20 protein-coding genes are annotated in these 20,918 nt (G+C 62.5%); 3 read left to right on the forward strand and 17 right to left on the reverse strand.

The window, feature by feature from the left end:
• Positions 1-8 precede the first annotated feature (8 nt).
• Positions 9-266, reverse strand: coding sequence for a hypothetical protein (locus tag C7411_RS37100; protein WP_133253692.1), 258 nt, complete (start codon positions 264-266; stop codon positions 9-11).
• Positions 267-680: 414 nt separating this feature from the next.
• Between C7411_RS37100 and C7411_RS22795 the strand changes: the two genes are divergently transcribed.
• On the forward strand, positions 681-1,283 hold the full coding sequence (locus C7411_RS22795) for a DUF1326 domain-containing protein (RefSeq protein ID WP_110386394.1): 603 nt from the start codon (positions 681-683) through the stop codon (positions 1,281-1,283).
• Positions 1,284-1,405: 122 nt separating this feature from the next.
• Positions 1,406-2,074 carry a DUF2182 domain-containing protein gene (locus C7411_RS22800; RefSeq protein ID WP_207786558.1) on the forward strand — a complete coding sequence of 223 codons (669 nt, stop codon included), beginning with the start codon at positions 1,406-1,408 and terminating at the stop codon, positions 2,072-2,074.
• A gap of 32 nt (positions 2,075-2,106) precedes the next feature.
• Here the strand turns inward: C7411_RS22800 and C7411_RS37105 are convergent, their stop codons facing one another.
• The 16 genes from C7411_RS37105 to C7411_RS22870 all read right to left on the reverse strand — a co-directional run bounded on the left by C7411_RS37105 (position 2,107) and on the right by C7411_RS22870 (position 19,201).
• Positions 2,107-2,508 carry a hypothetical protein gene (locus C7411_RS37105; RefSeq protein ID WP_133253693.1) on the reverse strand — a complete coding sequence of 134 codons (402 nt, stop codon included), beginning with the start codon at positions 2,506-2,508 and terminating at the stop codon, positions 2,107-2,109.
• Positions 2,509-2,616: 108 nt separating this feature from the next.
• Positions 2,617-4,563, reverse strand: a complete 1,947-nt coding sequence (locus C7411_RS22805) for a hypothetical protein (protein WP_110386316.1) — start codon at positions 4,561-4,563, stop codon at positions 2,617-2,619.
• A gap of 301 nt (positions 4,564-4,864) precedes the next feature.
• A complete protein-coding gene (locus C7411_RS22810; RefSeq protein WP_243413295.1) occupies positions 4,865-6,022 on the reverse strand; it encodes a helix-turn-helix transcriptional regulator in 1,158 nt (385 codons plus the stop codon).
• A 358-nt stretch (positions 6,023-6,380) separates the two neighbouring features.
• Positions 6,381-6,530: a hypothetical protein gene (locus tag C7411_RS37615; RefSeq protein WP_165822866.1), complete on the reverse strand. Its 150-nt coding sequence runs from the start codon at positions 6,528-6,530 to the stop codon at positions 6,381-6,383.
• A gap of 113 nt (positions 6,531-6,643) precedes the next feature.
• Entirely contained in the window at positions 6,644-7,099 is a 456-nt protein-coding gene (gene derI / locus C7411_RS22815) for a D-erythrulose-4-phosphate isomerase (protein ID WP_110386317.1), read from the reverse strand.
• 46 nt (positions 7,100-7,145) lie between these two features.
• Positions 7,146-7,907, reverse strand: a complete 762-nt coding sequence (locus C7411_RS22820; RefSeq protein ID WP_110386318.1) for a triose-phosphate isomerase — start codon at positions 7,905-7,907, stop codon at positions 7,146-7,148.
• 110 nt (positions 7,908-8,017) lie between these two features.
• Complete coding sequence (locus C7411_RS22825; RefSeq protein ID WP_110386319.1) at positions 8,018-8,971, reverse strand: D-ribose ABC transporter substrate-binding protein; 954 nt, start codon at positions 8,969-8,971, stop codon at positions 8,018-8,020.
• A 69-nt stretch (positions 8,972-9,040) separates the two neighbouring features.
• On the reverse strand, positions 9,041-10,135 hold the full coding sequence (locus tag C7411_RS22830; protein WP_110386320.1) for an ABC transporter permease: 1,095 nt from the start codon (positions 10,133-10,135) through the stop codon (positions 9,041-9,043).
• A gap of 27 nt (positions 10,136-10,162) precedes the next feature.
• Positions 10,163-11,725: a sugar ABC transporter ATP-binding protein gene (locus tag C7411_RS22835; RefSeq protein WP_110386321.1), complete on the reverse strand. Its 1,563-nt coding sequence runs from the start codon at positions 11,723-11,725 to the stop codon at positions 10,163-10,165.
• Positions 11,722-12,327: a DUF2291 family protein gene (locus C7411_RS22840; RefSeq protein ID WP_207786559.1), complete on the reverse strand. Its 606-nt coding sequence runs from the start codon at positions 12,325-12,327 to the stop codon at positions 11,722-11,724. The genes C7411_RS22835 and C7411_RS22840 overlap by 4 nt, the downstream gene beginning before the upstream one ends.
• A 102-nt stretch (positions 12,328-12,429) precedes the next feature.
• Positions 12,430-13,083, reverse strand: coding sequence for a dihydroxyacetone kinase subunit DhaL (dhaL, locus tag C7411_RS22845; RefSeq protein WP_110386323.1), 654 nt, complete (start codon positions 13,081-13,083; stop codon positions 12,430-12,432).
• Complete coding sequence (locus C7411_RS22850) at positions 13,080-14,102, reverse strand: dihydroxyacetone kinase subunit DhaK (RefSeq protein ID WP_110386324.1); 1,023 nt, start codon at positions 14,100-14,102, stop codon at positions 13,080-13,082. The genes dhaL and C7411_RS22850 overlap by 4 nt, the downstream gene beginning before the upstream one ends.
• Positions 14,103-14,114: 12 nt before the next feature.
• A complete protein-coding gene (locus tag C7411_RS22855) occupies positions 14,115-15,047 on the reverse strand; it encodes a sugar phosphate isomerase/epimerase family protein (protein ID WP_110386325.1) in 933 nt (310 codons plus the stop codon).
• Positions 15,048-15,089: 42 nt separating this feature from the next.
• Positions 15,090-16,598, reverse strand: coding sequence for a glycerol-3-phosphate dehydrogenase (locus C7411_RS22860; protein ID WP_110386326.1), 1,509 nt, complete (start codon positions 16,596-16,598; stop codon positions 15,090-15,092).
• Positions 16,599-16,619: 21 nt separating this feature from the next.
• Complete coding sequence (locus C7411_RS22865; RefSeq protein WP_110386327.1) at positions 16,620-18,227, reverse strand: FGGY-family carbohydrate kinase; 1,608 nt, start codon at positions 18,225-18,227, stop codon at positions 16,620-16,622.
• The gene (locus C7411_RS22870; RefSeq protein WP_110386328.1) at positions 18,224-19,201 is read right to left on the reverse strand and encodes a sugar-binding transcriptional regulator; all 978 of its coding nucleotides are present in this window, start codon (positions 19,199-19,201) and stop codon (positions 18,224-18,226) included. Before C7411_RS22870 ends, C7411_RS22865 begins: the two co-directional genes overlap by 4 nt.
• 190 nt (positions 19,202-19,391) lie before the next feature.
• Between C7411_RS22870 and C7411_RS22875 the strand changes: the two genes are divergently transcribed.
• Entirely contained in the window at positions 19,392-20,909 is a 1,518-nt protein-coding gene (locus C7411_RS22875) for an FGGY-family carbohydrate kinase (protein WP_110386329.1), read from the forward strand.
• Positions 20,910-20,918: the final 9 nt, after the last annotated feature.

Below are 20,918 nucleotides of genomic sequence, written 5' to 3' on the forward strand. Positions count from 1 at the left end.
ACCGTCACTCACTTGCGGAAACTTTTGATCGTGATGAAAGCAAAGGTGAAGATTGCGTCACCTGTAATCACACCGCTCGCAAATACTTGAAGATGTTTGCTGCGTTCTTCGCTCAGCACACGCTTTGCGATAAGTCGAGTCACGGTCCCGACGGCCACCGGCCATCCCGCCGCGGACTGGGAACAAGGAGACCGGTCCGAAGATAATGCCAACTGCTTGCCGGAACCGCCTGCGATTAATAGCAACGCCCCGGGAATGGCCCACAAGGCAAGATTGCACGCAGTTTCTGCCGAGATGCCAGCTTTGATGGCCGCAACGTAGGCGCCATTGGTTGGCGCAGTCTGGTGGTTCGCGAACGGTATCCTGCAGTTCAACGCGACCCAGCACGATGGCCACGGCGAAATTCACCATGCCGGCAACATAATTTCACTCGATTTGATATTACAGATCTCTCGTCGCGTGCGTGGAGTACCGGCAAGCTTGTTTGCGGACATTCATCGATCTATGGCAGCGACACGGCGCTCGATGCATAAAGCGCATTCACCCAGACCATTTCGACCTAGACTTTAAGCGATTCGCAAGCTTTGGCTGGTGTCCCGGCGTCGATATTGACGCGCGCGAACGGCCCTTGCCTGAACGCGGGCACACATTTGCCCATGATCGACGCGGAGGTGAACACAATGGCCGAGAACTGGAAGGTTGCCGGTACCTATTTCGAGAGCTGCAATTGCTACGCCCCGTGCAGTTGCGTTTGCCTGGGCCCGCCGTCGGATGGGGACTGTGCCGTGCTGATCGGTTGGCACATCGATCAGGGGAAATTCGCCGCCGTCACGCTGGACGGACTCAACATCGCCCTCTTTGCGTATTCGCCAGGCCACATGTTGCAAAACAAGTGGAGAGTTGCCCTCTACCTGGACGAGCGCGGCACCTCGGAGCAGCAGGAAGCGTTGGGCAAGATTTTTTCCGGCCATGCTGGCGGGCCGCTTGCGGCGCTTGGTCCGATGATTGGCGAAGTCATGGGCGTCAGGCCAGCCGCTGTCGATTATCAGCAGAACGGCAAGCATCGCAGCCTACACATTCCCAATGTGGCGGACATGGAAATCGAGGCCTTGCCTGGTCAGGATGGTGGCGAAGTCACGATCAGCAATCACCCGTTTACGCCGGCCCCTGGGTTTGCAGCCGTGATCGGAAAATCGAAGGAATTCCGCTTCACAGACCACGGCTTTACCAGAGAAATCTCGGACCGGAACGGATTTTATTCTCCGTTCCTCTACCATGGCTGAGCCTGGCTCACTGGGCGGCCGCACGCCCCGATGGCAGCCGGCGCGCGACCGCCTTGTTGCGCTGTCCGGGCTCACGGCTGCCGCAGCGCTCGCATGGGCCTATGCTCTACATGAGTTGGGGCATGGAACACATGGCCGCAGGCGCGGCCATGGCCATCATGCCGCGCATGACGCATTGGAACACTATCGATCTGCTGCTGGTATTCGCGATGTGGGTCATCATGATGGCCGCCATGATGCTCCCGTCTATCATGCCGGCGGTCCTGGGCTTCGCGTCCATGAGTAGCTGGCGGCGGGCGCAACGACTGCCATCCGTGCCCACCAGCGTGTTCGTTCTCGGTTACCTCGCCGTGTGGTCCGGCTTCAGCGTGCTCGCCACGCTCGTGCAATGGGGCTTGCTCGAGGCACGGCTCGTCACGCCGATGATGGCGAGCGCAACGCCGTTGTTTGCAAGCGCCCTTCTCGTCGTTGCCGGACTTTTCCAGTTCACACCTTTAAAGCGTGCGTGCCTTGCCAGGTGCACGTCCCCGCTCGGCTTTCTTCTGGCTGAGTGGCGCGACGGCACCTTGGGTGCCTGGATCATGGGATTGCGTCATGGGGTGTATTGCGTGGGCTGCTGCGGACTACTGATGACACTTCTCTTCGCATTCGGCGTCATGAATGTGCTTTGGATTGCCGCTCTCTCGACCTACGTAATGCTCGAAAAAATGCTTCCGCAAGTGCGGTGGCTTCCTTCCGCGCAGGGAGTGCTGCTAATATGCTGGGGCGTTGCGGTTGCAGCAAGAGCGTAAAGTCGCGGGGTGGCATTGATCGTCGAGACACATCACTTGCCGGTGATCTCGATTGATTGTGGCAAAGTGCCCGAACTGCCCTTCTCAACGACAGTAAATTTTCCGCCGGACGTTCTCCATACAAGCGCGCACCAGTTTTCGTACAAGCGATTCCATTCGATGTGAACGCAATATTTTCCGTCATTGGATACATGCCAATCGCCCGGGGCGTTGAAACTGATTCCTCGACCGAGTATCGAACCGCTAGCGAAAAAATTGCCGTCCGGTTCGTTCGTCCAACGACGATTTACGCCGCTTTGATCGGTGCTGACGACTGTCGAACCGGGCAACATCCGAAGGAGTTCATCTTTCGTCAGCACGCTGGCTTCCTGAGCCACTGCCGTGTTCCATGGCAGAAGCAAAAAAGCTGAACCTATTGCCAACAGGTTTTTCACTTCGAATCCTCCGTGCGGGCGCCCCCCCCGATTTCTCAATGGAGAGGCATTGGGGGGGGCCGACCGTCCAGCCCGGCTTCCCCGCGCTGAGTCACGCTTCCCGATCACTCACTCGTACACCTTCCAGATGTTGTAGTAGTGCGCATGAGTCATCGTAGTCCAGTCCAACGAAACAATGCGTGCCCCGCCAGGTGTCAACGCCGGAAACTGACAGCCGGAGCATTCGGCGTTTCCGCTGCTGTTCACGCCCGCCGTCGCCGTGGCCGAGTACTGTCCGGAAGCAGCGCGCCCGGCTGTGCCCGTCCACCAACCGTCGACGATCGTTGTCGAGGCGGCGCCGGTGCCGGGAAATGCCGAGGCCTCCAGCGACGTGACGAGTGGCGCTGCGTCCGCAATCTGCCCGAAGGATGCCGACCATGCCGCAGACACCTGCGTCGCCGCACCAGACGCTGCGCCGCTCGGTGTCAGGAACGACTGGATCGTGGCGCTGGACAGCGTTTGCCACGTGACCCCCGCTCCGTTTGCAGCCGCCATCACCGGCGACGGATTCGTTACGCTGATCGGCTGCCCGATCTGCGCACCCGTCGAGTCATAAAATGTCACGTTGTACGTCGCATACATCGGGACTGACGAGGTGTCGATTGGCGCGGGCGTGTTGAACCCCAATGAATCGGCGCCCGGGCTATACGTTCCCGTCGCGCCGGGAAGTGACTGCCACGACCAGCGATATAGCGCAGTGTTGGATTGCGACAGGAGACCGCCCGTTGGGGGTGCCGTCAATGGATGGCTGCTAAAGGCGAACTCGCCGCTTCCCGTTGCGGCGCTCGGCAAGAGATACGCCGTGCCGTTGATGCCCGGTCCGCTCACGGCGACTGAAGCGAGGTTGGCAGGATTTACTCCGCCCACCGGAATGTCGACGAGCAGACCCGCGTCATAGCGGGAATAAGGCGCGTCGTCAGTATCGACGAATTGACGGCGTTCGAGCATCGACGTGATCCTGACGTCGAACGGCTGCTGATTGCCGACGATATTCCAGCTGCCGCTGCCCGTCTGCTGTGCGACCGTCACGAACGCTCCGGCCGTGCCATCGGAGCGCGTGAACGGGAACGCAACGAGCGCCTTCTGGGCGCCGTTCGCAGACAAGAACTTCAGCGTCGTCGGGTACCCAAGCGTGATTCCGGACGCCGCCATTTCCGGATGCGCACCGAGGAACGTGGTATGGCCATTCTCGAGATAACTCGAATCGAACGTCTGCGCACAGGAAGCGCTCGTGCCGCCAATGCATTGGCCAAGCAGTGCCGTGGCTGAGGCGAGAAAGTTGGCAGGAACCGGCAATGCGGCGAGCGGCGCGCCAGGCGTTGCGCTGCTGTTTAGCGCGATGGCGACCGACGGGTCGCCCGCCGAAACGAGTTTGAAGCCGCCTGCCGGCGCGGGAATCATCTGAACGCTGTCGATGACAGCGTCCTGCCCGGTATGGTTGGCGCCGAATGGCGAGGCGACTGCATTGAACGAAGCGGCGTTCAATCCGTTCTGGCTCAGGATGTCTTTCAGCGCGGCGTTGAGTGTCGCGCCTGCGGAATCGACCGCCGATGGTGTGACGTGCGAACTCAGGCTCCCGCTTTGTGCGAGGTCAACGGGGTTGCCACTCGCCGTGAGCAGCGCGGAGAGTGCGCTCGTCAATGTCGTCACGTTGACAACGGCCGGTGCTGAACCGGTCGGCAACGCGGCGAGCACGGAGTAAAGCGCGGGCTGCATACCGGCCGGATCGTTGGCGACAATCAGCAGTGGCGTGGTCAGGCCGCTGAGGGGCGCGGTGTAGTTTCCAGACGAATCTGCCGTCGCGTTCAACGCCTTTCCGTTCGCATCGATGATCTGGATGTTCGCATTAGCCACGGCGTTGCCAGCAGCAACCGTTCCGCTCAAGGACGACGGCATCTGCGACGCCGAGGACGATGGCGAACCACTCGAGCCGCTGCCGCCGCAGCCGGCTAGCATGGCAGTCGCGCACGCTGCGACGACGGCCATCGTCGGATTCAGATGAATTGAACGATCCATTTCATATCTCCCGTGCTTGTTCTGCTGGATTCTCACAGCCTGTCCCCGCCCGCGAACCGGCTGGCGGAGCATGGGTACAGGTAGTAAAGCACCGGGACCATCGTGTTCGCATCATCCAAATGGAGGAAGGACGCGGCGGATCGATCTTCAATTTATCTGCATCTGCGCAAACCACGCATACGCAATGCGAGACTGTCCTGTTATATCCTCGATCGGATCGACAGGGTGGCGAAATACGAGCATGGCACGGCGTTGGCCTCGCCGATACGCGGAACGATGTCTGACGAGCCGGGTTCCGCGTTCATGCGGATGGCGACGCGCTGCGGCGAACCTCGGCGTCTGTCGTAGTGCGTTGCGTGAGCACCCACATCATGAGTGCAACGGCTTCAGCCTGAGACCGGGTCCCGGTCTTCTCGAACACGGCGCGCAGCTGCGTTCTTACCGTCGCAATGCTGACATTTTTTTGGCTCGCGTACTCGTCTGGCGATTTCCCGTCGATCAGGGCTTCAGCAGCCGCGGCTTCGGCCCCGCTCAAATCGAATGCCTGGCGCAATTGGCTGGCAGTGACAAGGCGTGCACCACCCCGACAACGTGTCATGACCAGTAGCCCCGGACCCGCCGTTCGGGCAGCGCCAGTTTGGCTCGGCAACGCATTGATGCTCATAAAAATCTGGTGGCCGCTTTTGAACTCGTTATCAAGAACGATCGTCTCGCCGTGCCCTGTCCTGGCCACGCGCACGCAGGCAGCCTGAAGTGCATCGTTCTGGCGCGACGACGTGGCGACAAGCCGGCCGTCTCGCAGTTTCAAACCCTCCCCCGTCCGCAACATCGTTTCCGCTTCCGGATTCAATGACACGGATCGCATCTGTCTGTCCAGTACGATGGCGGCAACATTTAACTGCCCCGACATTTCCGTGCCGACGGCCGCGCTGTGGTGCAATTCACTGGCATCCTGCCAGCACCTGATAGCACGTTGCATATGCCCGCTGACCGACGCCAACTCGTCGCGGTTGCATTTCGTGAAGGCGGGCCGCCCCGTCGCCCGCACGAGCGCCACCAGCACGTCATCGCAGCCCTCGGAGGCGATGCGTGTTCCAAACATGTAACGCAGACCGTTGGGAATCAGGAAATCCTGGAAGAATTCGCTTCGGGAAACGTAGCTATCGTTGAAGTGGTCCTGACAAGCAAACCAGGTGTTTGGCTCATGGCCGTTGACAAGGTCCACACGTGGATCGAGGCCCCGGTAGTACTCCACATAACTGGCTATCATTGCGCCGAAGCTGGTCGCCGTTGGCGTGTAATACGAGAAACGCGGGGCGTTACGGTGCGCATCGATACTGTACATATGGAAGATATCGGCACCGACCCATTCTGCCACGCGCTGGATAGTTTCCAGGAAGCCGTCCTGTTTCAGGGCGGTCTCGTAAAGATCCCCGATGAGCTGGTCCTTTTTCACCACGGCAATGTCCCCGTTCTTTTGAAGTTCTAGACAGCCACATGGCGGCTCCACGCTGGGTACACGAACGCCAGCCGCCCGCCTTCGCCGGACCAGCGCGTCGTAATGTCGAACATACGCCTCTGACGAAATTCTGCTTTCGGCTCATGAATTTGGCGCATCGGCGCAATTGCCGAAGTGTAATCTCGCTTTCAGACATCGTGCGTTACCTTGCGCACATTCCGTCATGACCGGTTGATTTCGTCGCGCACCCAATCGCGATCGACACGGCATCAAGCCTCCAGTTTTCGCCATGGCATCACCTTCCTTTGAAGAAGCGGCGCGACGACAACGATTCCCGTCGTCGCCGCGTGCGCCCCACTCAATGCAGCGTGGCGAGTGCAGCCCGGATACGCGCCCCCTGTTCTTCTGAAATGAGACGATCCAGCACTTGCGCGAAATGGGGATGATGCATGCCGGAATGGATATATTGCCAGCGGTATGCGTGATGAAAATTCGCTTCGATCGACATCGCTTCGGCTTCGTCGACGGCGCCTGTTCAGCGAGAACGGACCACGCGGTGCGGCATCCGACGCGCCTCCTGCTTTGGCAGCACACGGCGCGGCGGCATCGGCGCACGCAAAGCTACCGGTGGTGATATTTCGAATCCACTTCGTTGATCGCCGCGACATTGCCCGCGCTTCGTCCGTTTTCATCGAACGTATTGTCCAGAAAGGCATCGGCGATGGCTTTGGCCACCTCGGGCCCGATCACTCGCGAACCCATTGTGATGATCTGCGCATTGTTCGAAAGCGCCGCGCGCTCCGCCGAGTAGGTGTCGTGGCACAACGCAGCCCGAATGCCCGGCACCTTGTTCGCCGATATGCTGACACCGATGCCGGTGCCACAAACGAGAATCGCCCGGTCGTATTCTCCACTGATCACGCCGGACGCGACACGGTCTGAGAGATTCGCGTAAAACTCGTTCGGATTCGTTTCGTTGCTCGACACTTCAAAAACTTCAAAGCGATCCTTCAGATAATCGGCCAGCACACGAGCCAGCCCGACTCCTGCGCTATCGCCGCCAACGGCCACTTTCATGACGATCTCCTTGAAACTAAGAGGTTGCAAGCCCGCAGCATCGAGGTCAGAGCACTGCCCCGACGCGCTTCAATATGTCCAGATACCCATTGACATTCCATGCCGAACGACCAATAAACAGCCCATCGATATTCGGGCAGGCGGCAAGTTCCGCGCAGTTGTCCGGATTGACCGAGCCTCCGTACAGGCACGGTATGCGGCGGCCGAGCATCGACTGCGCGACCTGACTGATTTCCGCCTGTCGCGCGTCGGCGTAATCGGGGCTCGCCGGCATGCCGTGTTCGCCGATGGCCCACACCGGCTCATACGCGAGCAGAATCGGCGCAGCGCGCTGTTGCGGGCCGAGTCTTGCCAGTGCGCCGCGCACTTCGGCAGCGAGGACTTCGGAGGCGCGGCCGCTTTGCTTGTCGGCGAGCGTCTCGCCGATACAGATCAACGGCGTCAGTCCGTGGCGCACGGCTGCCTCGACCTTGAGGCCCACGGTGTCGTCGGTCTCGCCGAAATGCACGCGCCGTTCGGAATGGCCGAGTTCGACGAGGTCCATTCCGCAATCGACCAGCATGGACGGAGAAATTTCGCCGGTCCACGCGCCATGCTCCGCCCAGTGCATGTTTTGCGCGCCAACCTTGACGTCGGTTTCCGCAAGAATGGATTTGACTTCCCGAATCGCGGTAAAAGGCGGAATCACGAAGCACTGAATGCGTGGATCGTCCGGGCTGGTTAGCATGCGCTCGGCAAACGCCATGGCGTCCGCCAGCGTCTTGTTCATCTTCCAGCTGGTACCGACCCAGAACAGGGAATCAGTCATGGTTAAGTTGTTGCGCAAATGAGCTTACGTTTCGAGGCGCATGTCGCGCTGGAACCGACGGAAGTCACGCAAGCCGTCAGCGCAGCGCACGAAGGCATACGCCCGTCAAGTCACTTCGACAGCACGAACGGTGCGGTGTACTTCGAAGCATTCGCCTTGGTGATCAGTACGCAGTCGAAAAGCTGCTTCTCACTCGATGCCCCCGTCTTGCCGGTTTTCAGGAACTGATCGGCCTCCTGCACCGCCTTGGCGGAAAACTCGGCAACCGGTTGCAGCACCGTGTACTGCAATTCGCCGGCCTTGACTGCGTCGACCGCTGCGGGCGAACCGTCGAAGCCGCCGACCTTCACGCTCTTGAGCTTGCCTGCCTGCTTGAGCGCTGCGATTGCGCCGAGCGCCATCTCGTCGTTGCCGCTAATGACGCCGATCACATCCGGATGCGCCTGCATCAGGCTCTGCGTTGCGTTGAAGCCCTGCGTGCGGTCCCAGTTCGCCACTTGCGAGCCCACCATCTTCAGATCCGGATACTGACTCAGCACGGACTTGTAGCCGTTCGAGCGCGTCGCGGCGTTGTTGTCGGACGGCGCGCCGAGCAGTTCGACATAGTTACCCTTCGAGCCGACGTCCTTGACCCATTGCTGAGCGCCGAGCGCGGCGCCTTGCGCGTTGTTCGAAACCAGTTGTGCCTTGGCGAGGCCCGGCTGATTAATTTCCGCATTGACGAGGAACACCGGAATATGCGCTGCGACCGCCTTCTTCACGGCGCCAATGGAACCGCTGGCGTTGGCCGGGTCGAGAATGATCGCCACCGACTTGTTGGTGATGGCGGTGTCGATCTGCTGACTTTCCGTATTGGTGTCGCCTTTCGACGCGGAGACATTGGCCGTGTAGCCGAGCTTTTTGGCCTCGGCCGAGGCGATATTGCCTTCGGCAAGCCAGTACGGGTTCGCGGGATCGTTGACGATGATGCTGATGAGGCCGCCTGCCGCGTGGGCCTGTCCTGCGAACAAGGGCGCGGCCAGTGCGAAGGCTGCAAGGATAATGGTCTTTGTCTTCATGTTCATGAGATGTCTCTTCCTGAATGGGTAATGACGTGCGATTTCAATACACTTCCCGCTTGCCGGTCGTACTGCTTATGCCTTGCCGCCGCTTTGCGGAGAAGCCAGTTGTCCGCCGGTCGGTGCGGGACGCTTGACGCGGCGGCGATATTGAATGGCGTTCAGCAGCACCGCGAGGACGATGACCGCGCCGGTGAATACGGTTTGCCAATAAGACGAGATGCCGATGATCACGAGACCGTCGGACAGAAATCCGATCACGAATGCGCCGAGCAGCGTGCCGCGGATATTGCCGGTACCGCCCATCAGCGACGCGCCACCGATCACCACGGCCGCGATAGCCGTCAGCTCGTAGCTCGTGCCCGCCGTCGGACCGGCGGATGTGAGTTGCGAAGAGAGAATCAGACCGGCAATGGCCGCGCACACGCCGGAGATCATGTACACGCTGATTTGCACATGTTTTACCGGCACACCGGAGAGTTCCGCCGCGCGAGCATTGCCGCCCGAGGCGTAAAGCCAGCGGCCGAATGCCGAGCGATTGAGCGTAATGCTGCACAGCGCCGCGATCACAGCGAGAATCAGCACGCCTACCGGCACGTTGAAAAGCCGGTCGAAGCCCAGCCAGTCAAAACCCGTATTGCCCAGGTCGGCTTGTCCACCCAGGTTGTTATAGGTCAGGCCATTGGTCATCAGCAGGGCGAATCCGCGCACGACGTACATCACGCCGAGTGTGGCGACGAAGGCAGGCACCCTGAAGCGCGCAATGAGAATCCCGTTGACAAGGCCGATGAAAGCGCCGAGCGCACAGCACAGCACCACGACCACCCACACCGACGGATACAGCACGACCCCGAACATGTTCAGGGTCACGCCCTGCATGAAGAAACCCGCGACGACACCGGAGAGCCCGAGCGTGGAGCCGACCGACAAGTCGATCCCTCCATTGACGATCACGAGCAGCATGCCAATTGCAAGGATTCCGTAAATGGCCACGTGTGAGGCCATTGTCAGGAAATTTTCCAGTGCGAAATAATTGGGGGAAAGAAAGGAAAAGATGATGACGATGGCGATCAGCGCGAAAAACGCACGTCCTTCGAGCAGGATCTTGCCGAGGTCGAACCCTTCTCCGCCGAAGCGATGGGCTCTCTGTGTTTTGGCGGCTTGGCTCATGTTGAAACTCTCCTGGCGTTCCTGCGATCAGACGACAACGGCTTCGCCCGAGGCGGCCATGATGTCGTCCTTGTTGGCATCCGGGCCGAATTCGGCGGATATCTTGCCGCGCCGCATCACGATGATGCGATGCGCGACGCTCAGACACTCGCCGACTTCCGAAGTCGAATACACGACGGCTAAACCTTTCTTCGCGTTCTCCGCGAGCAGGCGGAACACCTCCGCTTTCGCGCCGATGTCGATGCCCCGGCTGGGTTCGTCGAGCAGAATGACTTTCGGCCCGGTTGCGAGCATCTTCCCGATCACAACCTTTTGCTGATTGCCGCCGGAGAGCGAGCGGATCGACGCTCCCGCTCCCGCGGTCTTGACGTGCACGTTGCGGATCGATTCGCCGACTAGATCGCGCTCGGCGGCAGGCGACATCAGCAGGCCCTTCACGAAGGAGCGGATACTCGCGAGCGACATGTTCGAACCCACGCTCATGGTTGGCACGAGACCGTCGCGCTGACGGTCCTCCGGCACCAGCACGAGGCCCTTTGCGATGCGTTCGGCGATACTCAGCGACGCCATGTCCTCGCCTTCGAGCAGCACCCTGCCGCCCGTGACGGGCAGATGCGTGCGGCCGGCTACCGCTTCGAGCAGTTCCGTGCGGCCTGCGCCCATCAATCCGTAGATGCAGACGATCTCGCCCGCACGCACCTTGAGCGACAGATGATCGACCGCCGAGGCGCCCGCGCCCGTGCCGGATTCGTCGGCAACGCTGAGGTCGTCGATGTCGAGCGCGATTTCGCCGAACGCGTAACCCGTCGGCGGCGAGCCGAGATCGAAATTCTCGCCGACCATGTTGCGCACGATCCAGCCGAGGTCGATGTCCTTCCTCTGCGCCGTCGCCGTGATCCTGCCGTCGCGCAGCACCACGGCGTAGTCCGTGACCTGCAGCGCCTCTTCGAGGTGATGCGAGATGTACACGATCGAAACGCCGCGGCTCGTCAGGTCGCGAATCACCTTGAAGAGCACCTCGACCTCGGAAGCGCTCAGCGCGGAAGTAGGCTCGTCCATGATGAGGATGCGCGAATCGACCGAGAGCGCACGCGCGATCTCGACCACCTGCTGCTGGCCGAGGCGCAGATCGTGGATCAGCGTCGCCGGGTCGATCTCTTCTTCGAGATCGGCCATCAGTGCCCGCGTCTGGCGCGCCTCTTCGGCAAAATCCACGCCGGTCGGCGTACGCAACTCCCGGCCCATGAAGATGTTGTCGCGCACGCTCAGATTGGGCGCGAGGCTCAACTCCTGGTGAATGATCGAAATGCCGTGATCGCGCGCGTCGCTCGACGAGGTAAAGGCGACCGGCTCGCCGTCGAGTTCGATCTCGCCGGACGTCGGCTTTTCCACGCCGGAGAGGATCTTCATCAACGTCGACTTGCCCGCGCCGTTTTCGCCAAACAGCGTCGTGACCTTGCCGCGATGGATCTCGAAGTTCACGCCCTTCAGGGCATGCACACCGCCGTACGACTTCACGATGTTGCGCGCGGACAGCAGGACGGCGTCCTGCGCCGCAGCCGGTGCCGTGATTGCAGGTGCGGTGCTCATTTGACGTCCAGCTTCACAGGAGTGACGAGCCAGCCGTCCGGATTGACCAGCTGGAACACGCCGACGACCGAGATGGTCTTGCCAGTCAGTTTGGTCGTATCGATTTTCGACAAGACCTCTTTCTTCATTTCCGCATTGATCGCGTAGCCGGCGTTCTGATAGTCGATCTGGTTAGTGAACTGACCGAAGCTGATATCGCCAGTGTCATCGCGCAGATCGGTGCCGTTGATCGCCGGCCCCGTTTGCACGCGGACGACGAGCGAATCGGGCAAGCCGGGCACTTTCACTTCATACACGCCCGAGTCTTCCTTGCCGGCGACGCCAGTGAACTTCACCGACATCTCGGGACCGACGCCGCCGCCCGCCACGCCGTACTGCTTGCCCGCCGCGTCCGGGTCCTTCGCGATGGCCGCGGCCAGCGTGGCGGCATCGACTGCACGCTTTTCGATCGCCGCCTGTGTCTTCGGGAATTGCTTCTTCCCGTAGGCGGCAGGCTCGAATTCGCGGGTCTGCGAGTCTGCGTCGGAGCCGATCTTGACGAGCTTCGTGCTCATCGCCATCGCAACCAGCAAGATCACCAGCAGCACGATCTCGATCGCCATGCGAACGCTGCGCCGGGCGTGACCCCTCATCGATGGAGCAACCGCACTCATTGGCTCACCTCACTTGCGTCGGAACGAAAGCGTTGCAGGTCGTCTGCCCATTCAATCTGTATCATGTCTCCTCCAGTTTTCTGCGATCACGTTGAGCACCATCGCGGCCGACGCCGCACCCGGATCGACGTGTCCAATGCTTCGTTCTCCGAGCCGCGACGATCGCCCCTTGGTTGCGACCATCGCGATCGTGGACTCGGCGCCCGCTGTTGCAGCCTCGCCCGCGCGCGTCATGATCTCGCGCACCGGCAAGCCGTCCGCCATGCCTTGTTCAATGGCTGCGGCGGCGGGCGCCCAGGCATCGACCATCGTCTTCTCGCCGATTTCGGCCCGTCCACGCGAGCGGATGCCTTCAGCCATCGCCACGATCAGCCCCGGGGCCTCATTCAACAGCAGTTCGTGGCGCGCACCGGCAACCTTGGCCGCGCGCATGAATGCGGTGGCATAAAGCGGCCCTGACGACGCGCCAACCGCGTTCAGGAAACCCTTTGCGGCCGCATTCAACTGGTCTGCGAGCGTGGCTTGCGCAGGCAGCGCCTCGATCGCTTGCGAAGCGGCAGCGAAGCCCTGCTCCATCGCGATACCGTGATCGGCGTCGCCGATTACGCCATCGAGCCGGCAAAGCTCGTCTCGCGCCTGCGCGACAGCGTTTGCGAGTTCGCGGAACAGGCATGCCACGTCGGCGGTCGTCAGCGCTGCCGTCATGCGGCCCTCTGCTGAAACATCGCGCATTCGCACGGGTGATCGATGAGGCGCTCGAGTTCATCGTCCAGATGCATCACGGTGATCGACGCACCCGCCATTTCGAGCGATGTGCAAAGCGGTCCGACCAGCGTGCGATGCACCACGAGCCCCGCTTCCCTCAGCCGCTGCGAAACACGGCGGTTGAGGATGTACAGTTCCATCAGCGGCGTGGAACCGAGCGAGTTCACGAGCACGGCGACGCGATCGCCTTTTGCTGCATCCATCTCGGCGAAAATCGCGTCCATGATTTCGTCGGTAATGGCGTCGGCGCTGCGCAGCGTCTCGCGGCGCATTCCCGGCTCGCCGTGAATGCCCATGCCGATTTCCATCTCGCCCGGCGCGATCTCGAAGTTGGGACGGCGCGTTTGCGGCAGCGAGCACGGCGCGAGAGCGACTCCCAGCGTGCGGGTGCGCGCGTTGGCATGACGCGCTATGCGCTCCACTTCGTCGAGCGGCATCATCAGATCGGCGGCGGCGCCAGCCGCCTTGAAGATGAATACGTTGCCCGCCACGCCGCGCCGCGTTGCGCGCTTCTCGCGCGGCGCCGAGGCGATATCGTCGGTCGTCAGCACCGTGCGCGCCTCGATGCCTTCGAGTTCGAGCAGCTCGGTCGCCATATCGAAGTTCATCACGTCGCCGGCGTAGTTGCCGTACATGAACAGCACGCCCGCGCCGCCATGTACGGCGAGCGCGGCATCGACGGCCGGTTGCGGCGGCGGCGAAGCGAAGACGTTGCCGATCACGGCCGCATCGGCCAGCCCCTTGCCGACGAAGCCCAGAAACGTGGGCTCGTGCCCCGACCCGCCACCGATCACGAGAGCCACCTTGCCGGCACGCGGCCCGTTGCGCGCGATGATTGCGCGCGGCGCGCTGTCGTTGCGCGTGAGCAGATCGCCGTGGGCGGCCATGATGCCTTCCAGCATCTCGTCGACGGCGGCGTCGCCGTCGTTGATCAGCTTCTGTGTCCTCGTGCCGTGCATCGTCTGATCTCCTCAGATATTCAGATCGGCAACACCGGTATCGAAATACGGCGCCCAGAACGCCACGGATTCGGCGATCTGTTCGACGACTTGCCGGTCGGTCGGCTCGCGCTCCTTGAACGACAGCTCCAGGCAGATCTCGTTGTCGCGTCCGCCGCCTTCGTGCAGCGCCTGGATCAGCGGCTCGGGCTGAATGCGGCCACGCGCGTTGAACTCGGCGGTGAAAGGACGATGACCGCCTTTGTCCATCAGCGACTGCTTGATGTGAATGATCGGCGACACCCGTGGCACGGCGCGCGCCCACGCATAGGGATCGAAGTCGTCCGGATTCGGGCTCGTCACGTCGCCGTGGTCGATATCGGCCATCATCCACATGGGAATTGCCATGTTCGCGGCGCTCAGCTTGTCCTGCAGCGCCATGCAGGCGGCAATGGTCTCGCCGAACTCGCGCCCGATCGACATGGGCTCCCAGAACACGTATTTCAGCCCCGCCGCCTTCGCATGCCGGGCGACCTCGGCCCAGCAATCGATCGCGGTTCGAATCAGCGCGTCGCGACGTGCAAGGTCGTCGAAGTCCTTATAAGTGAAGATGGCGAACTGCGTGCCGATGGAATCGCCGCCCAGATCGGCAGTGATATCCGCGAAGGTCTTGAACCAGTCGACGTAATAGCGGCGAACATCGGCATCCGGATGCCCGAAGTGATTCAGCCGCCCATAGGGCCCGGTCATGCCCGACGTGATGCGCACGCCGGTCCGCGCCATTGCCGCGCGCATCTCGCGCGTGAGCCTGCGCGTGGTCGCCGCCGGCCACGACGGATTGATGAACTCGTGCGTCAGTTGCACGTCACGAATTTTCATGTCGTGTGCAATGGCATCGATGAGATCGGCCGGCTCGGCAAAGCGGTTCACCAGCGGATTCGTGTTGAGTGCAAGCGTGAATGCCATGTTCGTCTCGTGTCGTATGGGTTGCGGCGCGGCCCGTCCCGCCTATGCGGACTTTCTGACGAGGCCGTTCAGCCACGCTTCGAAAGCGGCCTTTTGTACGGCGCTCATGTGCAAGCCATGCTTGGTACGCCGCGTGAGCATGTCGTCCGCCGACTCAGCCCATTCGTTAGCCATCAAATAACGTGCCTCCGCCTCGTAGAAGTTCGGCCCGAATTGCTGGCCCAGACCAGCGAGCGAAGTCGCGCCGTCGAGCACCGTCGACGTTAGCGTGCCGTGCGTCTGCGTGTAGTAACGCAACAGATTGCGCGGCAGCCATTCATACTGCTTTTGCAGGCTCGCCATGAAACGCGGCACGTCGGCGCCTTCGATGTCGCCACCCGGCAGCGTCGCGGATGCGGTCCAGTTGGCGCCCATCTTCGGGAAAGCCGGTTGCAGCTTTTGCAGCGCGTGCTCGGCGAGCTTGCGAAAGGTCGTGATCTTGCCGCCGAAGACGTTCAATAGCGGCGCGCCGCCACTCTCGTCGAGGTCGAACACGTAGTCGCGCGTCACTGCCGACGGGTTGCCCTTGCCGTCGTCGTACAGCGGGCGCACGCCCGAGAACGTCTCCACGATGTCCTGCTTGCGCAACGGATGCTTGAAATAGCGATTCACCGCGGAGAGCAGATAGTCGATTTCGTCATTCGTGATCGCCACGGTTTCCGGCGCGCCGTCCCAGGGAACGTCGGTCGTGCCGATCAGTGCCTTGTCGCCTTCGTATGCGTTGATGAAAATCACGCGCTTGTCGTGGTTCTGAACGAGGTACGAATGCGGACCTTCCCAGAACTTCGGCGTAACAAGGTGACTGCCCTTGACGAGCCGCACCTTGCGCGCCGATGTCGCGCCCGCGCGCCCGATCACCTCCGACACCCACGGTCCGGCCGCGTTGACCAGCGCCCGGGCATGCACCACGCGCGTCGCGCCGTTGCGCGCATCGCGCAGTTCGACGCGCCACGCACCGCCTTCGCGCCGCGCCGCCACGAACGCGGTGCGTGTGAGCACTTCGGCGCCGCGCCGCGCGGCATCCATGGCGTTGAGCGCCACGAGGCGCGCGTCGTCGACCCAGCAATCGGAATACTCGAAGCCCTTGCGGTACTCGTCCCTGATCGGCGCGCCTTCGGGATTGCGCCACAAGTCGAGCGAGCGCGTGCCCGGCAGCTTCTTGCGGCCGCCGAGATGGTCGTACAGAAAGAGACCCGTGCGCACGAGCCACGCGGGACGATCGCCGGGACTGTGCGGCAGCACGAAACGCAGCGGCCAGATGATGTGCGGCGCGGCGTTGAGCAGCACTTCTCGCTCGATCAGCGCCTCACGCACGAGCCGGAATTCGTAGTACTCCAGATAACGCAGCCCGCCATGAACCAGCTTGCCGGAGCGCGACGACGTGCCCTGCGCCAGATCGTCCTTCTCGCACAACACCACCGACAGCCCGCGTCCCGCCGCATCGCGCGCGATACCGGCGCCGTTGATGCCGCCGCCGATGACACACAGGTCCACCATGTCCTTCCCGCTCATCTCAGCGTTCCCTGTTCGACGTTAGTTGAGGCTCGCGCAAAGCGCGTCCGGCCGGTGACGCGATTTCAGCAGTCGGGCCGTTTCAGCCCACGTCGGCACCAGCGCCTCGCGCGCCCTGCGATACGCCGGAAAAAGTTGCGCATACAACTGTGTCAGTTCCGGGTCGGGCGGTTCCGGTTGCCCGAGCAGCGGCGTCACCCATTCGCCGATGCACGCATTCATGTCCGGATACACGCCGAGCGCGACCGCGGCCATCATGGCCGCACCGGCCGCCCCCGCTTCCTCGCGTGTGGAAATCCGCGTCGGCGCGCCGACCACGGCGCCGAGCACGCCGCGCAGCGCGCGCGAACGGGTCGCGCCGCCGGTCAGGCGCAGCTCGTCCGGCATTGGAATGCCCATCGACGTATAGCAGTCGCGCGCGGCCATCCCGAGCCCTTCGACCACGGCGCGGAACAGATCCGGATAACGGCTTTCGCTCGTCAAGCCGATGAAGTCGGCGCGTGCGTCGGGCTCGACGAACGGCCCGCGCTCTCCCGCGTCCGAGATATACGGGTGGTACAGTAGCGAACCCGGCCGGCCCGTTTGCAGCCATCCGTCGATGCATTGAATCCGGTCGCTGTGCGACAGGCTCGTACCGAACTGCGTGAGCAGATCGCAGGCGAGATTGAGCACCCAGTCGACGTTCAGCGTCGCCGCCATGTTCGACTGCACCTGCGCCGACATGCCCGGCAACGGCAACGCGATGACATAGCCCGTGCCTTGCGCGTTGAGATGCACGTTTTCGTTGCGCATGGCCCGCATGTGCATGCCCGTCGAGCCGACGATCGAGCAACTCGCGCCCGCCGCGCCTTCGGTGTGAATGCCTGCGCCCAGCGCCGTCAGCACGATATCGACGAAACCGAGACACACGGGCGTACCGGCCAGCAGGCCCGTCGCTGCCGCGGCCTCGGCAGTCAGAGCATGTGTAACCTCGGTCCCGTCGATGATGTCGGGCAACAGGCCGCGCCACGCGCTCAGGCCGAGCGCTTCGATGACCGCGTCGTCGTAGCGGCGCGTGCGGAAGTTGCCGTAGGTGAAGCTGGCCTCCGACGGGTCGGTCGCGCGCACGCCGGTCAGATTGAGATACAGCCAGTCCTTGCAATGCAGCGCGACTTCGGCGCGCGCCAGGACGTCCGGCGCCGTCGCAGCCATGTGGGCGATCTGCGCGCTCTGGTTGCATGCGGCGAGGCCCGTGCCCGTTGCCTCGAAGCGCGCGCGGCTCGCTGGCGCTTCCTGCAGCGCACGCACCGTATTCGCGGCACGCGCGTCGAGCCACAGCCAGGCATCGCTCGCGGGCTTGTTGCCCGCGCCCACGAGCCACGTCCCGTCGCCCTGGCCTGTGACCGCCAGCGCGAGCGCGCGTCGTGCCAGGCCTTCGACTTTCGCGCCGAGATCGCGCAAAGTCTGCGCGCAATCCGCCCAGGTCTGATCGAGCGACTGGGTCGCGGCGCCATCGGCGCGCGTGCAGTAACGGTTAGGCAACGAGGCCACAGCAATCTGTTGTCCTGACAAATTGAAAGCCACGGCCTTGATGACCGAAGTGCCGGCATCGATGCCGATCAGGAGATCTCGCGCCGCGTTGCCCGTCACGATGCCTCCGTCACGCCAGGATCCTGCTTGAGCGCGAGCGCCGTAGCCTCGTCGGTGATCAAGCCGCTTAGGAGACCGCTCTTGAGCACGGCGCGGATTGCCGCGATCTTCGAAGCGCCTCCGGCAATGGCCACGATGCGCCGGCTCGTCAGATCGGCCAGCGCAGGGGCCACCGTGCGCGCCGCCAACGACGTCTCGACGGACTCGCCGGCGTCGCTGAAAAAATGCCCCAGCAATTCGCCCTTGCCGCCCTGGCTGCGCACTTCTTCGATTTCCGCCGGCTCGATCATCTGCGACGCGACGAGCTGCGCGTCCTCATCCACGGATCCGATGCCGACGACCATCAGATCGGCATGCGCCGCGAGATCGAACACCTCGCGCACGCCGCGCTGCGAAAGCAGCACTTCACGATCTTCGGCGGTATTGGCGAAAAACGGCAGCGGCAGCACGTACGACACGGCGCCTGTCTGATCGGCGAGCTTGTGGATGACGTCATAGGGATTCGCGGTGTACTTGCGCGTCACGCCGCCCAGCAGCGAGACGAAACGCACCGTGCCCGCGTCCATGCGCGGAATGTTCGCCACCACGGCGGCGAGCGTGCGCCCGTGTCCGATGCCGATCACACCGTCCTGCCGCACCGCGATCTCGCGTTGCAGGAAATACGCGCCCGCAACGCCAAGCGCACGCAACGGCAAGTCGCCTTCGTGCAGATCCGGCACCACTTCGCAATAGCTCAGGCCATAGCGCTGCGCCAGTTCGGCTTCGAGCACGACGCACTCGGCGACATCGCCGTCGATCGTGAACTTGATCGCGCCGCTCTGATTGGCGCGCGTGATCAGCCGATGCGCCTTGACGCTGCTCACGCCCAGACGCGACGCGACGTCGGCCTGGGTCTGCCCGGCTGCGTAGTGCAGCCACGCCGCGCGGATCGCAAGGCTGTCCTCGGCATCACGCTTTCCGGCGATTTTCGTCATGTTGCCTCCACGCCCACAAGAAAAGTGATATTTTTTTCTTGTGTTGAAATTTTTTTCAATGACGTCAAGATAAGCATCCCGTTCGGCGATGACCATCCGCTGTAACCCTGGATAGGCCTTGTTGACCCAATGGGTTCGAAGCGGGGTTCGAAGCGGCTTGTTGCAGTGCAAAAAATAGTATGGAGACACGATGGAGAGCTATCTGCTCGGCGTCGACAGCGGTTCGACTGCCACAAAGGCCGTGATTTTTGACGCATCGGGGCGCACCGTCGCGGTGGGGAGCCGACGCGTGGAGCAGCGCCAACCGCACGCACGACACGTCGAGCGAGATATGCAGCAGACCTGGGCCGCGGCCTGCGGCGCCATTCGCGATGCGTTGGGCAAGATTCCCGCGGACGCGATTGCCGCAGTCGGCGTAACCGGACACGGCGACGGGCTTTATCTCCTCGATCACGATGGCGCGCCGCTTGGCGCGGGCATTCTGTCGCTCGACAGCCGCGCCTTCGACGTAACCGATCGCTGGCGTAAAGCAGGCGTCCTTGAAAAGGCGCTGACGCTCACGGGACAGCAGCCCTATCCCTTCGCTGCCGTGAGCCTGCTCAAGTGGATTCAGATCAACGAGCCGCAGCGCTACGCAAAGATCGGGCATGTCCTTTTTTGCAAGGACTGGCTTCGTTTCTGCCTGACCGGCATACCGGCCACCGATCCGACGGAAGCGAGTTCGTCGTTCACCTGTGTCAACACGCAGACGTATAGCGACGACGTCCTGGCGCTCTACGGCCTGACGTCGATCGGTCATGCGCTGCCGGGAATCATTGCGCCGGCGGCAACGGCCGGCTGCATCACGGCGCATGCGGCTGCGCAGACGGGTCTGAAGCAAGGCACGCCTGTTGCCTGCGGACTGCACGATGTGACGTCGAGCGCCCTGGGCATGGGCAACACCGAGCCGGGCGTGCTTTCGATTACGGCGGGCACGTTCAGCATCAACGAGATCCTGTCCGATCGTCCGCAACTCGATCCGCGCTGGTCGTGCCGCAACGGCACGCGCGCGGCTCAATGGATGAACATGTCCATTTCGCCCGCGTCGTCCAGCAACGTCGACTGGGCCTTGCGCGAACTCTTTCAGCACGAAACGCAGGAAGCCGCGCGGCTCGGCTGCTCATTGTTCGACCTGATCGGCGACGAAGTGCAAGCGGCCTTCGCGGGGCCGAGTTCGGTCATGTTTCATCCCTTCCTGTTCGGTTCGCCGTTCGGGCAGCCGGCGAGTGCGTCGTTCTTCGGCATACGCTCGTGGCATCGCCGCGCGCATCTGGCGCGTGCCGTGATCGAAGGGATGGTGTTCAACCACCGTTGGCATATCGAAGCATTGACGAGTGCTTTTCCTGCGCGCAGGGCCGGGCTGACCGGCGGAGGATCGTCGAGTCCCCTGCTCGCGCAGCGATTCGCCGATGTCCTCGGCATTGCGATCGATATTCCGGAGAGCCAGGAGGCCAGTGCGCTTGGCGCGGCGCTCTGCGCCGGAGTCAGCGTGGGTGTATTCGCCTCTCTTGCCGATGCGTGCGCGCGTGCGTGCCGGGTCGCGCGCACCTATACCCCGGACACCGAACGACATGCACAACTCGACGAGACGTATGCGCTCTGGTCACAGCTCGCCGCAGCCATGACACCGCTGTGGCCCGCGCTCGACCATGCGGCCAGCGCGCACTGAAGGCGGAGA

Origin of the sequence: Paraburkholderia silvatlantica (genome assembly GCF_003096715.1) — a bacterium.
Lineage (GTDB): Bacteria > Pseudomonadota > Gammaproteobacteria > Burkholderiales > Burkholderiaceae > Paraburkholderia > Paraburkholderia silvatlantica.